Here is a 15,970-nt window from a genome sequence, read left to right as displayed (position 1 = left end):
CGGCGAGTAGCCGCGGCGGCAGGTCGCCGTCCCGAGGTGGGTCAGTGACCGTCGGCCGCCGGCTCGACGAGCTCCACGAGCACCCCGCCGGCGTCCTTGGGGTGGACGAAGTTGACCCGGCTGCCGGCCGTGCCGCGCTTGGGGCTGTCGTAGAGCAGCCGCATCCCGCGCTCGCGCAGGGTGGCGGCGGCGGCCTCGACGTCCTCCACCCGGAAGGCCAGCTGCTGCAGGCCCGGCCCCGAGCGGCCGATGAACTTCGCGATCGTCGAGTCGGGGGTGAGCGGCGCCAGCAGCTGGATCCGCGTCCCGCCGTCGCCGACGGCGAGCATCGCCTCGTGGACGCCCTGCTCCTCGTTGATCTCCTCGTGCACCGACCGGATGCCGAAGGCGAGGTCGTAGAAGGCGATCGCCTCGCGCAGGTCGGGCACGGCGATGCCGACGTGGTCGATGGTGGTGAACAGCCCGGCGGGCAGGCCGGAGGGTGCGTCAGTGGTCACGGCGGCATCCTCCCCGACGAGACGTCTCAGACGACAGTCGCCTGTGAGGGCGGTCACAGACGGCCGTCGGAGCCCCTTCCCGACCTATCCTGGCTGGAAGCCCGAAGGCCGCGCGCTCCGCGCGGTCAGCTCTGAGAACAGCCGCACCGCCACCGACGGCGGCGCGGCACTGGAGGCCCCCATGCCCCGTTCGGTCATCGTCAGCGGCGCCCGCACCCCGATGGGCCGCCTGCTCGGCTCGCTCAAGGACTTCTCCGCGGCCGACCTCGGTGCGGTCGCCATCAAGGCGGCCCTGGAGCGGGCCGGCCTCTCCGGCGACCAGGTCGACTACGTGATCATGGGTCAGGTGCTGCAGGCCGGCGCCGGGCAGAACCCGGCGCGGCCCGCGGCCGTGGCCGCCGGCATCCCGATGTCGGTGCCGTCGCTGACCATCAACAAGGTGTGCCTGTCGGGCATCGACGCGATCGCCCTGGCCGACCAGCTGATCCGGGCCGGCGAGTTCGACGTCGTCGTCGCCGGCGGCATGGAGTCGATGACGCAGGCCCCGCACCTGCTGGCCGACTCGCGCACCGGCACCAAGTACGGCGACACGAAGCTCGTCGACTCGATGGCCCACGACGGGCTGTCCGACACCTTCGACCAGATCGCCATGGGCGCCCTGACCGAGAAGGCCAACGACCGCTACGGCCTGACCCGCGAGGAGCAGGACGCCTTCGCCGCCGGCAGCCACCAGAAGGCCGCCGCGGCCCAGAAGAACGGCCTGTTCGACGACGAGATCACCCCGGTGCTGATCCCGCAGCGCAAGGGCGACCCGATCGAGTTCCGCGAGGACGAGGGCATCCGGGCCGACACGACGGCCGACAGCCTGTCCAAGCTCAAGCCCGCCTTCGCGAAGGACGGCACGATCACCGCCGGCTCGGCCTCGCAGATCTCCGACGGCGCCTGCGCGGTCGTGGTGATGTCCGCGGAGAAGGCCGCCGAGCTGGGGCTGACCCCGCTGGCCGAGATCGGTGCGCACGGCGTCGTCGCCGGTCCGGACGCCTCGCTGCAGAGCCAGCCGTCCCGGGCCATCCAGAAGGCCTGCGCCCGTGAGGGCATCGACCCGGCCGGCCTCGACCTGGTCGAGCTCAACGAGGCCTTCGCCGCCGTCGGCATCGTCTCCACCCGCGAGCTCGGCATCGACCCGGAGAAGGTGAACGTCAACGGCGGCGCGATCGCGCTGGGGCACCCGATCGGGATGAGCGGCGCCCGCATCGTGCTGCACCTGGCGCTCGAGCTCGGTCGCCGCGGCGGCGGGGTCGGTGCCGCGGCGCTGTGCGGCGGCGGTGGGCAGGGCGACGCGCTCGTCCTGCACGTGCCCGCCCGCGCGTGACCCCGGACGGCGCCGCCGTCCCACCGACCGGCCCCGCCGCCCCCCGTGGGCGGCGGGGCCGTCGCGCCGTCGACGTCGCCGACCTCGTCGCCCGTGCCCGTGACGGCGAGGCCCGCGCGGTGGCGCGGCTGGTCTCGCTGGTCGAGGACGCCGGCCCGGCCGTCCGCGAGGTCGCGGCGGCGCTGGCTCCACACACCGGGCACGCCCGGGTCATCGGCCTGACCGGCGCTCCCGGTGTCGGCAAGTCGACGACGACCGCCGCGCTCGTGCGCGCCCTCCGGCGGGCCGGGCAGCGGGTGGGTGTGCTCGCCGTCGACCCGTCGTCCCCCTTCTCCGGTGGGGCGCTGCTCGGCGACCGGATCCGCATGCAGGACTCCGCCGGGGACGCCGGCGTCTACATCCGCTCCATGGCCTCCCGCGGGCACCTCGGCGGGCTGGCCTGGGCCACGCCGCAGGCCCTGCGCGTGCTCGACGCCGCCGGGTGCGACGTCGTGCTGGTCGAGACCGTCGGCGTCGGGCAGTCCGAGGTGGAGGTCGCCGCGCTCGCCGACACCACGCTGGTGCTGGTGGCGCCGGGGGCGGGCGACGGCATCCAGGCGGCCAAGGCCGGGATCCTCGAGGTCGCCGACGTCCTCGTGGTCAACAAGGCCGACCGGGACGGCGCCGACCGCACCGTGCGCGACCTGCGCGCGGTGCTGGCGCTGGTCGAGCGTCCGGACGGCGCCTGGCGGCCCCCGGTCTGCCGGACCGTCGCCACCCGCGCGGACGACGAGGGCATCGGCACCCTCCTCGCGGCCGTCGACGAGCACCGCCGCTGGCTGGGGACGTCGGGGGAGGGCGCCCGCCGGCGGACGGCGCGGGCGGCCCGGGAGATCGAGGCGATCGCCCTGGCGGACCTGCGGGGGCGGATCGGCGAGGTGGGGGGCTCGACGGCGCTCGGAGCGCTCGCCGGCGCCGTGGTCGCGGGGGAGACCGACCCCTTCACCGCCGCCGACGCGCTCCTCGCGCAGTTGTGACCCGCTGAGGGCAGGATGGCGGGGTGAACGGGAAGCCGGACGCCGTCGTCGTCGGAGCCGGGCCGAACGGGCTGGCCGCGGCCCTGCGGCTGGCCGCCGCCGGCCTGCGGGTGCAGGTCGTCGAGGCGGCCGAGCGGCCCGGTGGCGGCATGCGCACCGAGGAGCTCATGCGGCCGGGCTACCGGCACGACGTCTGCTCGATCGTGCAGCCGATGGCCGCCGCGGCGCCGTTCTTCCGCGAGTTCGACCTCGCCGGTCGCGGCGTCCGGCTGGTCCAGCCCGAGGTCAACTACGCGCACCCCCTGGACGGCGGCCGCGCCTCGGTCGCGTACCGCTCGATCGAGGAGACCGCCGCGGGCCTCGGTGTGGACGGGCCGGCCTACCGCCGCCTGTTCGAGCCGCTCGTCGAGCACGGCACCGACGTCGTCGACTTCTTCCTGACCAGCCAGCTGCGCCGGCTGCCCACGCGCAGCGTCGGGGCGATCACGAAGTTCGGGCTCAACGGGCTGCCCAACGTGCGCTGGCTGGCCCACCGGTACTTCGAGACCGAGGAGGCCCGCGCCCTGCTCGGCGGGGCGGCCGCGCACGGCATGCTCGACCTGACCCAGCCGCTGACCTCCGCGCTGGGGATGCTGCTCACGATGCTGGGCCACCACGTCGGCTGGCCGCTGGTCGAGGGCGGCTCGCAGAACCTGGCCGACGCCATGGTGACCGCGCTCGAGCAGCAGGGCGGCGAGGTGGTCACCGGGCACCTGGTCACCGACCTGCGCGAGTTCGACGGCGTGCCGGCCGTGCTGCTGGACACCACGCCCGAGGCGTTCGTGGCGATGGCCGGCGACCGGGTGCACGAGGGCTACCGCCGGTGGGTGCGGCGCTACAAGCACGGGGCCGGCGTGTTCAAGGTCGACTGGATCCTGTCCGAGCCGGTGCCGTGGACCAACCCCGACGTCCGCCGGGCCGGGACGATCCACATCGCCGGCACGCTGGAGGAGACGATCGCGGGCGAGCGGGCGCCCAACCAGGGGCAGCTCACCGACCGCCCGTACGTCCTCGCCGTGCAGCCGACCGTCCACGACCCCACGCGGGCGCCGGAGGGCGGGCACGTCTTCTGGGCCTACGTGCACGTGCCGCACGGCGCCGACGTCGACATGACCGAGGCCATCGAGAACCAGGTGGAGCGCTTCGCGCCCGGGTTCAAGGACACCGTGGTCGAGCGGGTCACCAAGGACGCCGTCGCCATGGAGAAGTGGAACCCGGCCTACATCGGCGGCGACATCTCCAACGGCCAGGCGACGCTGCGGCAGATGCTGGCCCGGCCGGTGCCGCGCTGGAACACCTACAAGACGCCGGTGCCGGGCGTGTACCTCGCCTCGTCGGCCACACCACCGGGGCCGGCGGTGCACGGCGCCTGCGGCGACAACGCGGCGCGGGTGGCGCTCCGCGAGGTCTTCGGCGTGCGGCACGTGCCCCCGCTGCGCCCCGCCCCGCGGTAGTCCGGCCGGCCCGGAGGCCAGCCCGTAGCCTCGGGGCCATGGTCCGACCGCTGGGGTTGCCCTTCGATCCCATCGAACGCGCCGGGGACTCGTGGGAGCAGCACTTCGGTCCGGCCGCGACGATGCGCGCCGCGACGTCGGTCTTCCGCGTCCAGCAGATCCTGCTCGCCCGCTTCGACGAGGCGCTGCGGCCGCACGCGCTGACGTTCGCGCGCTACGAGGTGCTCGTCCTGCTGACCTTCAGCCGCACCGGCGAGCTGCCGCTGAAGGTGATCGGCAGCCGGCTGATGGTCCACCCCACGAGCGTCACCAACGCGATCGACCGGCTGGTCGCGGCCGGCTACGTCGACCGCCGGCCCAACCCGGCCGACGGCCGCGGCGTGCTCGCCGGCATCACCGAGCGCGGCCGGTCCGTGGTCGAGACGGCCACCGCCGCGCTGACCGCGCTCGACTTCGGCCTGGGCGACGTGCCCGAGGACGAGCTCCGGACCCTGTTCGACATCCTCAAGCGGGTCCGGCTCGGCGCCGGGGACGTGGCCGACGCCGAGGCCGCGGTCGGCTGAACACCCCCGGCGTCGCCGCGCCGGCGGTGGGATGATCGAGGTCATGCAGCCCTCCCGCCCCGGACGCCCAGACCCGCGCGCACAGGCCCAGCAGGCGCAGCTGGCCGCCTCACTCGCCGGCGCGGTCGACCTCGCCGCCGTCAAGGCCCGCTCCGAGGCCGCGGCACGGGCACAGGCCGCACCCCCGCCCGCGCCCGCCGCCCCCGGCGCCCCGGTCGGCGCCCCCGGCGGCGCGGTCGTCGACGTCACCGAGGCCACCTTCCAGACCGAGGTGCTCGACCGGTCGTTCCAGGTGCCGGTCGTGCTCGACCTGTGGGCCGAGTGGTGCGGGCCGTGCAAGCAGCTGTCCCCGGTGCTGGAGCGGCTGGCCGCGGAGGGCGGCGGGTCCTGGGTGCTGGCGAAGGTCGACGTCGACGCCAACCCGGCGCTGGCCCAGGGCCTGCGGGTGCAGGGCATCCCGGCGGTCAAGGCCGTCTGGCAGGGGCAGCTGGTCGCCGAGTTCACCGGCGCCATCCCCGAGGAGCAGGCCCGCGAGTTCGTCACCGAGCTGGTCCGCGCCACCACCGGCGGCGCCGTCCCGGGTGCCGAGCAGGGGGAGCCGGAGGACGACGACCCGCGCCTGGACGCCGCCGAGGCCGCCCTCGAGCGCGGCGACCTCGCCGCCGCGGAGGCCGCCTACCAGGCGATCGTCGACGCCGAGCCCGACCACCCGGTCGCCGGCCTCGCGCTGCGCCAGGTGCAGTTGTTCCGGCGCGCCGACGAGGCCGGCCCCGACGCCCTGGCCCGGGCCGACGCCGCCCCGGACGACGTGACCGCGCAGACCCGCGCCGCCGACTTCCTGCTCGGCACGGGGGACGTCGAGGGTGCGTTCGCCCGCCTGCTCGACGTCGTCCGCCGGACCGCGGGTGAGGAGCGCGACCAGGCCCGCAAGCACCTGGTGGAGCTCTTCGGGGTCGTCGGCGACCAGGACCCGCGGGTGGGCGCCGCCCGCCGCGAGCTCACCATCGCCCTGTACTGAGCCGGTCGGCTGGGCCGACCCCCACGGCGGGCCGGCTCAGCCGACGATGTCTGCTGGTCGGCTTCCGCGCCCTGGTCCGCTCCTCGCTCGCCGGCGCTCGCTGCGATGCTCCCAGTGCTGTCAGCCGACGCCGACGTCGCACGCGCGGGCGCCCTCGAGGAACCCGCTGCGGAAGAGGTCGACCAGCTGGAAGCCCGTGGCGTTCGTGTCGCCGAGCACCTGCGGGTCGTTGCCGTACTCGAGCAGGAACTGGACGCTCTCGTCCAGGTCGCCCGGCGAGATCAGGACGTTGGTGAGCTCGCCGTTGTAGACCTGCGCGCTGTACCAGCCGGCCAGGCAGACCGCCGAGCGCAGCGCCTCGTCCCCCTCGGCGGACAGCCCCAGCTGGTCGCGCGCGGCCAGGGCGTACGGGATGGCGACGGCGGTGGGGACGGCGTAGTCGCCCAGTGACTCGTACGCAGGGCCGGTGAGGTCCTGCTCGTCGTAGCCGACCAGCCCGCCGTCGCCCGTGCCGTCCCCGGGTGGGCAGTACACGAGGTCGACGTCGCCGGCCGCGCACTCCGGTGCCTGGCCGCTGAAGGGTGCGAGCTCCGGCGCGGTGAAGGTGCCGTCGAGCACCTCGGTGAAGGCGCGGTCCCAGAACTCCGGCAGGGAGGTCTCGACGATCTGCTGGATCGTCGAGTAGGGGGAGTTGCCGCCGCTCTCGAAGTCGCGGTCGGTGGTGAACTCGCCCTGGGTGAACACGCGGTCGGAGCCGAAGCGGTCGCGGCAGGCCACCGGGCCGTCGTCGAAGCCCTCCTGGAACGCCGCGACCCGGTCGAAGTAGGAGCCGTGCGCCTGCTCCTCGTCGGTGCCGGTCCCGACGGGGTCGCGCAGCAGCAGGTAGCCGCGCAGCAGCTCGTCGAGCTCGGGCTCGCGGATCTGCGAGTGCGAGGCCTCGCCGTCGGCGACCCACGCCGTCCAGGCGCCGCCGAAGCAGTCGGCCTGCGTCTCGGTGGCGATCGACGTCGGTGGCGAGCCGACCCGGCCCTGGACGGCGTGACCGAACTCGTGCGCCATCACCAGCGCGGGGATGAACCGCCCGTAGCCGTCGGCGAGCTCGGCGAGGAAGGCCCGGTCGTAGCTGATCGAGTCGGAGTTCGGCGCCTGCGGCGCCTGGCAGTAGAAGGCGTTGCCCTCGACCTCGCGCGGGTCGGCACCGCACCCGACGCCCTGCGGGTAGACCGCGGGGTCGACGTCCCCGGGGTCGACGCTGAAGTAGCCCCCGGCCAGCGGGCTGAAGCGGGCGCCGAACACGTCGGGGAACTGCTCGGCCCAGTAGTCCTCGAGGTCGGCGAGGGCGTTGCGGGCGAGCACGTCGATCGGCCCGTCGACCGCACCCACGACGTCCACCCGGCCCGGTTGGGCGTCGTCCGGCGGTGGGTCGGCGGCCCTCGGCCGGCCGGGGACGACGACCATGCAGCCGGACACCGCGAGCAGCGCGGTCACGGCCAGGAGGGCCGGGACGACCCGGCGCAGCAGAGCAGCAGGCATGTCCCCGGCATCGTCTCATCGCGGAGCCGGCCCCGCTGGGGGAGCGGCCGCGCCGTCTCGCGGCGGACGGCCGGTGCCCCGCGCGGCCGGACCGGTCGGCCCGGCCGCGCAGGGGTGCTGCTCAGCCCTCGTGCAGGAACCAGACGGTGCCCAGTGGCGGGGCCGACAGCGTGGCCGAGTAGGGCTGGCCGTGCCACGGCTCCTCGACGGCCTCGATGCCGCCCAGGTTGCCGACGCCGGAGCCGCCGTAGCCCTCGGCGTCGGTGTTGACCACCTCGCGCCAGAACCCGGGGCGGGGCAGCCCGATCCGGTACCCGTGGTGCGGGGTGCCGGCGAAGTTGACGACGCACGCCAGCGTCTGGCCGGCGCCGGTCGCCCCACCCTCGTCGGCCGTCCCGTCCCCGGCCGTCCCGCCGCCCGCGCCCGGCAGCCCGAAGCGGAGGAACGACAGCACGTTGCCCGACGCGTCGTTGGCGTCGATCCACTGGAACCCGGCCGGGTCGACGTCCTGCGACCACAGCGCCGGCAGCTCCTTGTAGCGGGCGTTGAGGTCGGTGACCAGCGACAGCACGCCGCGGTGGGCGGGGTCGTCGAGGTGCCACCAGTCCAGCGAGCGGCTCTCGGCCCACTCGGCGTCCTGGGCGAACTCCGAGCCCATGAACAGCAACTGCTTGCCGGGGTGCGCCCACATGTAGGCCAGGTAGGCGCGCAGGTTGGCCAGCTGCTGCCACCGGTCGCCGGGCATCTTCCGCAGCAGGGAGCCCTTGCCGTAGACGACCTCGTCGTGGCTGATCGGCAGCACGTAGTTCTCGGAGTAGGCGTACATCATCGAGAACGTCAGCTGCCCGTGGTGGTAGCTGCGGTACACCGGCTCACGCTGCACGTAGGCCAGCGAGTCGTGCATCCAGCCCATGTTCCACTTGAAGCCGAAGCCCAGGCCGCCGAGGTGGGTGGGCCGGGTGACCCCCGGCCAGGCCGTCGACTCCTCGGCGATGGTGACCACCCCGGGTACCTCACGGTAGACGGTCGCGTTCATCTCCTGCAGGAACGCCACCGCCTCGAGGTTCTCCCGCCCGCCGTACTTGTTGGGCACCCACTCGTCGCGGGAGTAGTCCAGGTACAGCATCGAGGCCACCGCGTCGACGCGGACGCCGTCGACGTGGAACTCCTTGCACCAGTAGAGGGCGTTGGCGACGAGGAAGTTGCGCACCTCGGAGCGGCCGAAGTCGAAGACGTAGGTGCCCCAGTCCAGCTGCTCGCCGCGGCGGGGGTCGCCGTGCTCGTACAGCGGGGTGCCGTCGAAGCGGGCCAGCGCCCAGTCGTCCTTGGGGAAGTGCGCGGGGACCCAGTCGACGATCACGCCGATGCCGGCCTGGTGCGCCTTGTCCACCAGGTAGCGGAAGTCGTCGGGGGTGCCGTAGCGGGCGGTGGGGGCGTAGTAGGAGGTGACCTGGTAGCCCCACGAGCCGCCGAACGGGTGCTCGGCGACCGGCATGAACTCGATGTGGGTGAAGCCGGCCGCCACGACGTAGTCGACCAGCTCGTCGGCGAGCTGGCGGTAGGACAGCCCCTGCCGCCACGAGCCGACGTGCACCTCGTAGACGCTCATCGGCCGCTGGTGCCAGCCGGCCTGGGCCCGGTCGGCCAGCCACTCGTCGTCGGCCCACTCGTGGGTGGACTCGGTGACGACCGAGGCGTTCAGCGGCGGCACCTCGGTGGCGAAGGCGAGCGGGTCGGACTTCTCCCGCCACACGCCGTCGCGGCCCAGCACGTGGTAGCGGTACCGCGTGCCCACCTGGACGCCGGGGACGAAGATCTCCCAGACGCCGGAGGAGCCCAGCGACCGCATCGGGTAGGCGCGGGCCTGCCAGTAGTCGAAGTCGCCGGTCACCTTCACGCCCTGCGCGTTGGGCGCCCAGACGGCGAAGGACACGCCCTCGACCGGGCCGCCCGGGGTGTCGTAGCGCCGGACGTGGGCGCCGAGCACGTCCCACAGCCGCTCGTGCCGGCCCTCGCGGATGAGGTGCTGGTCGAGCTCGCCGACGGTCGGCAGCCAGCGGTAGGGGTCGTCGACGGTGTAGGTGCTGGTCCCGCCCTGACCGTCGCCGTAGCTCACGTCGATCCGGTAGTCGCCGGGCTGCTGGGGGAGCCGCGCCTCGTAGATGCCGCCGCCGTGCAGCTGGCGGGCGTCGTACCGGGAGCCGTCCTGGTCGACGACGGTGACCGAGACCGCGTCGGGCCGCAGCGTGCGGACCACCCAGCCCTGCGCGGCCGGGTGCGGGCCGAGGACGCTGTGCGGCGCGTAGGACCAGCCCTCGACGATCGCGCGCAGCTGCTCCCCGGTGACCTCCTCGGCGGCCGGCCGCCCGTCGGGGACCGTGCCGGCGACGACCGTGTCCGCCGAGGCGGTGCCGGCCGGGGCGGTGTCCTCCGGCGCCTGCGGGGTGCTCGGCTCGGCCGGCTCGGGGCTCGGCGGCTCCGGCTGGGGAGCCGGCGCCCCGCTCGGGCTGCCCGGCTCGGCGATCGGCGCGGGGGCGACCACGGGTGTGGCGGTGCCGCCCTGCGCGAGGACGACGTCCTCCTGCGGGACGTCGGTGTCGCCGGCGGCCCGCGCGGCCGCGGCCTTCTTCGCCGCGGCCGTGCGGGGGGTGGTCTTCTTGGCCGCGGCCCGCTTGGCCGCCTTCTCGACCGGTGCCGCGTCGCCCTCGCCGCCCGCCACGGCGGCGGCGGTCTTCCTCGCCGCGGGGGCCTTCTTGGCGGCGGGGGCCTTCTTCGCCGCTGGTGCCTTCTTCGCCGCGGCGCGCTTGCGCGGCGCGGTCGGGTTCACCACCGGCTCGCTCTCGGCGGCCTCGGCCCGGGCCGCCTTCTCCTCGACGGCGGCCTGCAACTCCTCCTTGGTGGCCGGTGGGCGGCTGCCGGAGTCGATGGTGGGCTCGGGAGCACCGGTGGTGCCGTCGGTCGTCCCCTCGGGGGTCGTCATCGCGTCGCCGTCCTCTTCGGTGCGGGTGGTCGGTGGTCGGAGCTGCCCGCGCGTCAGTCCGCGGCGGTGAGCCGGGACAGCGACTGCAGCGGGATCATCAGCCAGTGCGGGCGGTTGCGCGCCTCGTAGACGCACTCGTAGACGGCCTTGTCCGCCTCGAAGGCCCGCAGCAGCGGTGAGTCGCCGCACGGGTCCAGGCCGCTGGCGGCCGAGTAGCCCGCGCAGAAGGCGCTGCGGTTGCGCTCTGCCCACTCCTGCGCCCGGTATGCCCGCTGCGGGTCCTCTGGCTGCTCGACGAGCATGTGACGTGCGGCGTAGTCGAAGCTGCGCAGCATGCCGGCGACGTCGCGCATGGGGCTGTCGAGCTCGCGGCGGGCGGCCAGCGGGCGGGCCGGCTCCCCCTCGAAGTCGAGCACGATCCACCCGGTGGCGGTGCGCAGCACCTGCCCGAGGTGCAGGTCGCCGTGCACCCGCTGGCGGACGACGGTCTCCTGGGTGTCGGCCACGGCGGCGTACACCGCGCGCAGGCCGTCGGCGTGCTCGGCCAGCTGCGGGACGACGGCGATCGCCGACTCCAGACGGGAGGTCATCTGCTCGGCCAGCGTCGCGAACCACTCCTGGTCGGCGGACTCGGTGGGCAGCACCTTGGCCATGTCGGCGTGCACCGACGCGGTCGCCGCACCGAGCCGCTCGCTGTCGGCGGCGAAGTCCCCGCCCACCTCGTCGGCGTGCAGGTCACCCTCGGCGTACAGGTCGCGGACGCTGGCGGTGGCCAGCCGCCACCCGTCGCTGGCGTTGGGCACGAACGTCTGCAGCATCGCCACCGTCGCCGGCTCCGCCGACGCGTCGGAGGAGTCGATCTCGATGTGCCCGAGCAGCGGCGCGATGTGCGGGTTCTGCGTCTTGCGCAGCGCGTCGTGCACCTCGACGTCCGGGTTGAGCCCGGGCTCGAGCCTCCGGAACAGCTTGAAGATCGCCTCCTGGCCGTAGACCAGCGAGGTGTTGCTCTGCTCGGTGGAGAGGATGTCGCCGGGCACGCCCTCGGGGATGTAGGCCACCCCGGCGGGGTGGAAGTGCATCGGCCCGATCGTCGAGGCGTTGACCAGGTGGCTCAGCCACGGGGTGGTGGCGTCCCGGTCGCGCATGGCGTCGTAGGCGTAGCTCTCCCGGTCACCGGAGGGCACCGCGCCGATGAACGCGGCGCTGAGGTCCTCGGCCGGGTGGTCCCGCCAGGACAGCGGCACGAGGTAGGTCTCGGTCGCGCCGTCGGTGTAGGAGACCCGGACCCGGTGCACCGAGAGCACCGGGTCGGCCTGGTCGAGCAGGAACCCCTCCTCGGTGATGTCCGCCCACTCCCGGCCCTTGCTCCCGAACCAGCGCTGGTGGGGCATCCACTCGCGGAGCAGGTCGGTCAGTGCGCTCATCGGTCGCCTCCGGGGCTGGGCGGGACGTCGTCTCCGGACCGGGTGTCGCTGTCGCCGGGGATCTCCGTCGCGGCGGAGACCACGCCGGCGGCCAGCAGGGACTCCGCGACCGCGCTGGAGGCGGTGCTCTCCCAGTCCTCGGTCTCCTCGGGCGCGGGCTCCGCCGGCTTGCTGAGCTCGAACCAGTAGAAGCCGTGGCCGGCCAGGGTGAGCATGTAGGGCAGGACGCCGATCTGCGGGAACTCCACCCGGCCGGTGAGCTCGATCGGGGTGTAGCCCTCGAACTGGCGGAGGTCGAGCTCCACCGGCTGCGGGAAGCGGGACAGGTTGTTCACGCACAGCACGACGTCGTCGCCGAACCGGCGGACGAACGAGAGCACCGTCGGGTTGCGCGACCCGACCTCCTCGTAGCTGCCCAGCCCGAAGGTCGGGTGCTCCTTGCGGACCCGGATCATCTGCCGGATCCAGTGCAGCATCGAGTTGGTGTTGCGCAGCTGCGACTCGACGTTGGTGACCTGGTAGCCGTAGACCGGGTCCTGGTTCAGGGGCAGGTACATCCGCTGGGGGTCGGCGGTGGAGAAGCCGCCGTTGCGGTCCGGCGTCCACTGCATCGGCGTGCGCACGCCGTCGCGGTCACCGAGCCAGATGTTGTCGCCCATCGCGATCTCGTCGCCGTAGTACAGGACCGGCGAGCCCGGCAGCGACAGCAGCAGCGCGTTGAACAGCTCGAGGGTGTCCATGTCGTTGTCCAGCAGCGGCGCCAGCCGGCGGCGGATGCCGATGTTGGCCTTCATGCGGGGGTCCTTGGCGTACTCCGCCCACATGTAGTCGCGCTCCTCGTCGGTGACCATCTCCAGGGTCAGCTCGTCGTGGTTGCGCAGGAAGATGCCCCACTGGCAGTTGTCGGGGATGTCCGGCGTCTGCGCCATGATCTCCGAGATCGGGAAGCGCTGCTCCCGCCGCACGGCCATGAACAGACGCGGCATCACGGGGAAGTGGAAGGCCATCTGGCACTCGTCGCCGTCCTCGCCGAAGTACTCGACGACGTCGGCCGGCCACTGGTTGGCCTCGCACAGCAGCACCCGGTCGGGGTAGTCGGCGTCGACGACCTTGCGGACGTGCTTGAGGAACTCGTGGGTCTTCGGCAGGTTCTCGCCGTTGGTGCCCTCCTCCTCGAACAGGTAGGGGACGGCGTCGAGCCGGAACCCGTCGATGCCCAGGTCCAGCCAGAAGCGCAGGGCGTCGAGGATCGCCTCCTGCACCCGCGGGTTCTCGAAGTTGAGGTCGGGCTGGTGGGAGAAGAACCGGTGCCAGAAGTACTGCTTGCGCACCGGGTCGAAGGTCCAGTTCGAGCTCTCGGTGTCGACGAAGATGATCCGTGCGTCGGCGTAACGGGTGTCGTCGTCGGACCACACGTAGAAGTCGCCGTAGGGCCCCTCGGGATCGCTGCGGCTGGCCTGGAACCAGGGGTGCTGGTCCGAGGTGTGGTTCATGACGAAGTCGATGATCACGCGCATGCCGCGGGCGTGGGCGGCGTCGAGGAACACCTTGAAGTCCTCGATGTCGCCGAACTCGGGCAGCACAGCGGTGTAGTCGCTGACGTCGTAGCCGCCGTCGCGCAGCGGCGAGGCGAAGAACGGCGGGAGCCAGAGGCAGTCGACGCCCAGCCACTGCAGGTAGTCGAGCTTGTCGAGCATGCCGCGCAGGTCGCCGACACCGTCGGCGTTGCTGTCGGCGAAGCCACGAACCAGCACCTCGTAGAAGACGGCGCGCTTGTACCACTCGGGGTCGGCGCCGGGGGCCGGCAGCGCCGACCGCGGGGAGTCGGGCCGGTCGTCGGGGAGGCCAGGGACGGGAACGGTCATCGCAGGAAGTCGCCCTCGGTTCTGCAGGGGAGGCGGGTGGGGGAGTTCGTGGCCGTCACGCCACCGGCGGCGGCACCTGGACCGTCCGCGGGTAGGTGACGGAGAAGACGTGCGCCGGCTCCCGGAAGGGGTCGAGCTCGAGGTAGTTGAACTGGCCCCAGTCGTAGCTGGCGCCGGTGAGCTCGTCGGTCACGGTGAACCGCTCGTACCAGTCGAGCCCGAGCGACGGCAGGTCCAGGGCCGTCGTCCCGATCTGGGTGTGGTGGCTGGCCAGGTTCACCACCGTGATGACGGCGTCCTGCGAGCCGGGGTCGGTCTTGGAGAAGCAGATCAGGTTCGGGTTGTCCACGGAGTGGAACCGCAGCGTGCGCAGCTGCTGCAGCGCCGGGTGGGCGCGGCGGATCTCGTTGAGCCGGCGCAGGTAGGGCGCGAGGCTGCGCCCGGACGCCTCGGCCCCGGCGAAGTCGCGGGGACGCAGGCGGTACTTCTCGCTGTCGTGGTACTCCTCGCTGCCCGGCCGGACGGCGACGTGCTCGAACAGCTCGAAGCCGGAGTAGACGCCCCAGGTGGGGCTCATCATCGCGGCGAGGACGGCGCGGATCTTGAACATCGCCGGCCCGCCGTACTGCAGGGACTCGTGGAGGATGTCCGGGGTGTTCACGAAGAAGTTCGGCCGCATGTAGTGGCTGTTGCTGGCCAGCTCGCGGCCGTACTCCTCGATCTCGCCGCGCTCGGTGCGCCACGTGAAGTACGTGTAGGACTGCGTGAACCCGATCCGGGCGAGCTGGTGCATCATCGCCGGCCGGGTGAAGGCCTCGGCGAGGAACAGCACGTCGGGATCGGTCTTCTTGACCTCCCAGATCAGCCAGTGCCAGAAGTCCAGCGGCTTGGTGTGCGGGTTGTCGACCCGGAAGATGCGCACCCCGGCGTCCATCCAGACGCGCACGACCCGCAGCACCTCGGCGTAGATGCCCTCGGGGTCGTTGTCGAAGTTGACCGGGTAGATGTCCTGGTACTTCTTCGGCGGGTTCTCCGCGTAGGCGATCGTGCCGTCGGGCTTGGTGGTGAACCACTCCGGGTGGCTCTTCACCCAGGGGTGGTCGGGCGCGGCCTGCAGCGCCAGGTCCAGCGCCACCTCCATGCCGAGCTCACCGGCCCGCCGGACGAACTCCTCGAAGTCCGCCATCGTGCCCAGCTCCGGGTGGACGGCGTCGTGCCCGCCCTCGTCGCTGCCGATGGCCCAGGGTGAGCCGACGTCGTCCGGCCCCACCTCGTGCGGGTTGCCGCCCGGGAACTGCGGGGTGTTCGGGCCCTTCCGGTTGACCTTGCCGATCGGGTGGATCGGCGGCAGGTAGACGACGTCGAAGCCCATCTCGGCGACCGCGGGCAGCCGGTCACCCGCGGTGGTGAAGGTGCCGTGGGTGGGCTTCCCGCCGACGACCGGTCCGGTCGAGCGCGGGAAGAACTCGTACCAGGAGCCGTAGAGGGCCCGCGGCCGGTCGACCCACACCTCGTACCGCGGGCCGCCGGTCACCAGCTCGCGGACGGGGTGCTCGTGCAGGTACTCCTGCAGCCCGGAGGCCAGGGCGGGGGCCACGCGCGCGGTGAGGTCACGCGTGGTGTCGCGCAGCGCGGCGGCGGCGTCGGTGACCCGTCCGCGCCACTCGTCGGAGGCCTCGGCGGCGACGCGGTCGAGCAGCCGGGCACCCTCCTCGAGGTCGTTGGCGAGCTCCTCGGGCCCCTGACCGGCCCCGATCTTCACCTCGACGGCGTGGTGCCAGGTGGCCAGCGGGTCGCTCCACGCCTCGACCTGGAAGGTCCACCGGCCCTCCCGGTCGGGGACGACCGTGGTGATCCACCGGTCCGGCTCGGACCCGAAGCGGGCCATGCGGCGCAGCGGCTGACCGGCGCCGTCCTCTCCGGGCGGGGTCCAGACGACGTTCGCCGCGACGGCGTCGTGGCCCTCGCGGAAGACGGTGGCGGTGATCGGCAGGTGCTCGCCGACCACGGCGCGGGCCGAGAAGGACCCGCAGGACACGACGGGGGCGACATCGGTGATGCCGAGGCGGAGGTCAGCGCGGCGAGTCATCCGGGCCACGCTATCGAGGTCCCGGCGTGCGGGCACGTCGGCGGATGGACCCCCGGGGAGAGGCTCGATGAGCACCGTGCTGCGGCCGTGTGAACCGCCCGCGACGCACTGTGGCGTGGC

General features: G+C 73.4%; 11 protein-coding genes. 5 read left to right on the top strand and 6 right to left on the bottom strand.

Features of this window, described 5'->3' with window-relative positions:
- Positions 1 to 41: 41 nt before the first annotated feature.
- Positions 42 to 497, bottom strand: coding sequence for a methylmalonyl-CoA epimerase (gene mce, locus ACI78Q_RS05050; RefSeq protein WP_456922225.1), 456 nt, complete (start codon positions 495 to 497; stop codon positions 42 to 44).
- Positions 498 to 678: 181 nt separating this feature from the next.
- Between mce and ACI78Q_RS05045 the strand changes: the two genes are divergently transcribed.
- The 5 genes from ACI78Q_RS05045 to ACI78Q_RS05025 are packed head-to-tail and all read left to right on the top strand — an operon-like array spanning position 679 to position 5,959.
- A complete protein-coding gene (locus ACI78Q_RS05045; RefSeq protein ID WP_456922224.1) occupies positions 679 to 1,869 on the top strand; it encodes an acetyl-CoA C-acetyltransferase in 1,191 nt (396 codons plus the stop codon).
- Positions 1,866 to 2,885 carry a methylmalonyl Co-A mutase-associated GTPase MeaB gene (gene meaB, locus ACI78Q_RS05040; RefSeq protein WP_456922223.1) on the top strand — a complete coding sequence of 340 codons (1,020 nt, stop codon included), beginning with the start codon at positions 1,866 to 1,868 and terminating at the stop codon, positions 2,883 to 2,885. The genes ACI78Q_RS05045 and meaB overlap by 4 nt, the downstream gene beginning before the upstream one ends.
- A 23-nt stretch (positions 2,886 to 2,908) precedes the next feature.
- Positions 2,909 to 4,378 (top strand): phytoene desaturase family protein, encoded by a 1,470-nt coding sequence (locus ACI78Q_RS05035; protein WP_456922222.1) that lies wholly within the window; start codon positions 2,909 to 2,911, stop codon positions 4,376 to 4,378.
- A gap of 38 nt (positions 4,379 to 4,416) precedes the next feature.
- Positions 4,417 to 4,941 carry a MarR family winged helix-turn-helix transcriptional regulator gene (locus tag ACI78Q_RS05030; protein ID WP_456922221.1) on the top strand — a complete coding sequence of 175 codons (525 nt, stop codon included), beginning with the start codon at positions 4,417 to 4,419 and terminating at the stop codon, positions 4,939 to 4,941.
- 43 nt (positions 4,942 to 4,984) lie between these two features.
- Positions 4,985 to 5,959: a tetratricopeptide repeat protein gene (locus ACI78Q_RS05025; protein WP_456922220.1), complete on the top strand. Its 975-nt coding sequence runs from the start codon at positions 4,985 to 4,987 to the stop codon at positions 5,957 to 5,959.
- A gap of 120 nt (positions 5,960 to 6,079) precedes the next feature.
- Here the strand turns inward: ACI78Q_RS05025 and ACI78Q_RS05020 are convergent, their stop codons facing one another.
- The 5 genes from ACI78Q_RS05020 to ACI78Q_RS05000 form a co-directional block, all read right to left on the bottom strand.
- On the bottom strand, positions 6,080 to 7,492 hold the full coding sequence (locus ACI78Q_RS05020) for a neutral zinc metallopeptidase (protein WP_456922219.1): 1,413 nt from the start codon (positions 7,490 to 7,492) through the stop codon (positions 6,080 to 6,082).
- Between the two features lie 121 nt (positions 7,493 to 7,613).
- On the bottom strand, positions 7,614 to 10,472 hold the full coding sequence (gene glgB, locus ACI78Q_RS05015; protein ID WP_456922218.1) for a 1,4-alpha-glucan branching protein GlgB: 2,859 nt from the start codon (positions 10,470 to 10,472) through the stop codon (positions 7,614 to 7,616).
- 53 nt (positions 10,473 to 10,525) lie between these two features.
- The gene (locus ACI78Q_RS05010; protein WP_456922217.1) at positions 10,526 to 11,896 is read right to left on the bottom strand and encodes a maltokinase N-terminal cap-like domain-containing protein; all 1,371 of its coding nucleotides are present in this window, start codon (positions 11,894 to 11,896) and stop codon (positions 10,526 to 10,528) included.
- A complete protein-coding gene (gene treS / locus ACI78Q_RS05005) occupies positions 11,893 to 13,761 on the bottom strand; it encodes a maltose alpha-D-glucosyltransferase (protein ID WP_456922216.1) in 1,869 nt (622 codons plus the stop codon). Before treS ends, ACI78Q_RS05010 begins: the two co-directional genes overlap by 4 nt.
- A gap of 55 nt (positions 13,762 to 13,816) precedes the next feature.
- On the bottom strand, positions 13,817 to 15,850 hold the full coding sequence (locus tag ACI78Q_RS05000) for an alpha-1,4-glucan--maltose-1-phosphate maltosyltransferase (protein WP_456922215.1): 2,034 nt from the start codon (positions 15,848 to 15,850) through the stop codon (positions 13,817 to 13,819).
- Between the last annotated feature and the right edge of the window lie 120 nt (positions 15,851 to 15,970).

The organism is Geodermatophilus sp. SYSU D00705 (genome assembly GCF_054050135.1).
Note: the sequence above shows the minus strand (reverse complement) of the source record. Positions and strands in the feature narration are given on the sequence as shown.

Excerpts from the sequence above, each read along its gene's own strand:
- ACI78Q_RS05045 (WP_456922224.1), top strand. The coding sequence starts at position 679 with ATGCCCCGTTCGGTCATCGTCAGCGGCGCCCGCACCCCGATGGGCCGC.
- ACI78Q_RS05030 (WP_456922221.1), top strand. The coding sequence starts at position 4,417 with ATGGTCCGACCGCTGGGGTTGCCCTTCGATCCCATCGAACGCGCCGGG.
- ACI78Q_RS05025 (WP_456922220.1), top strand. The coding sequence starts at position 4,985 with ATGCAGCCCTCCCGCCCCGGACGCCCAGACCCGCGCGCACAGGCCCAG.
- ACI78Q_RS05020 (WP_456922219.1), bottom strand. The coding sequence starts at position 7,492 with ATGCCTGCTGCTCTGCTGCGCCGGGTCGTCCCGGCCCTCCTGGCCGTG.
- glgB (WP_456922218.1), bottom strand. The coding sequence starts at position 10,472 with ATGACGACCCCCGAGGGGACGACCGACGGCACCACCGGTGCTCCCGAG.
- ACI78Q_RS05010 (WP_456922217.1), bottom strand. The coding sequence starts at position 11,896 with ATGAGCGCACTGACCGACCTGCTCCGCGAGTGGATGCCCCACCAGCGC.
- treS (WP_456922216.1), bottom strand. The coding sequence starts at position 13,761 with ATGACCGTTCCCGTCCCTGGCCTCCCCGACGACCGGCCCGACTCCCCG.
- ACI78Q_RS05000 (WP_456922215.1), bottom strand. The coding sequence starts at position 15,850 with ATGACTCGCCGCGCTGACCTCCGCCTCGGCATCACCGATGTCGCCCCC.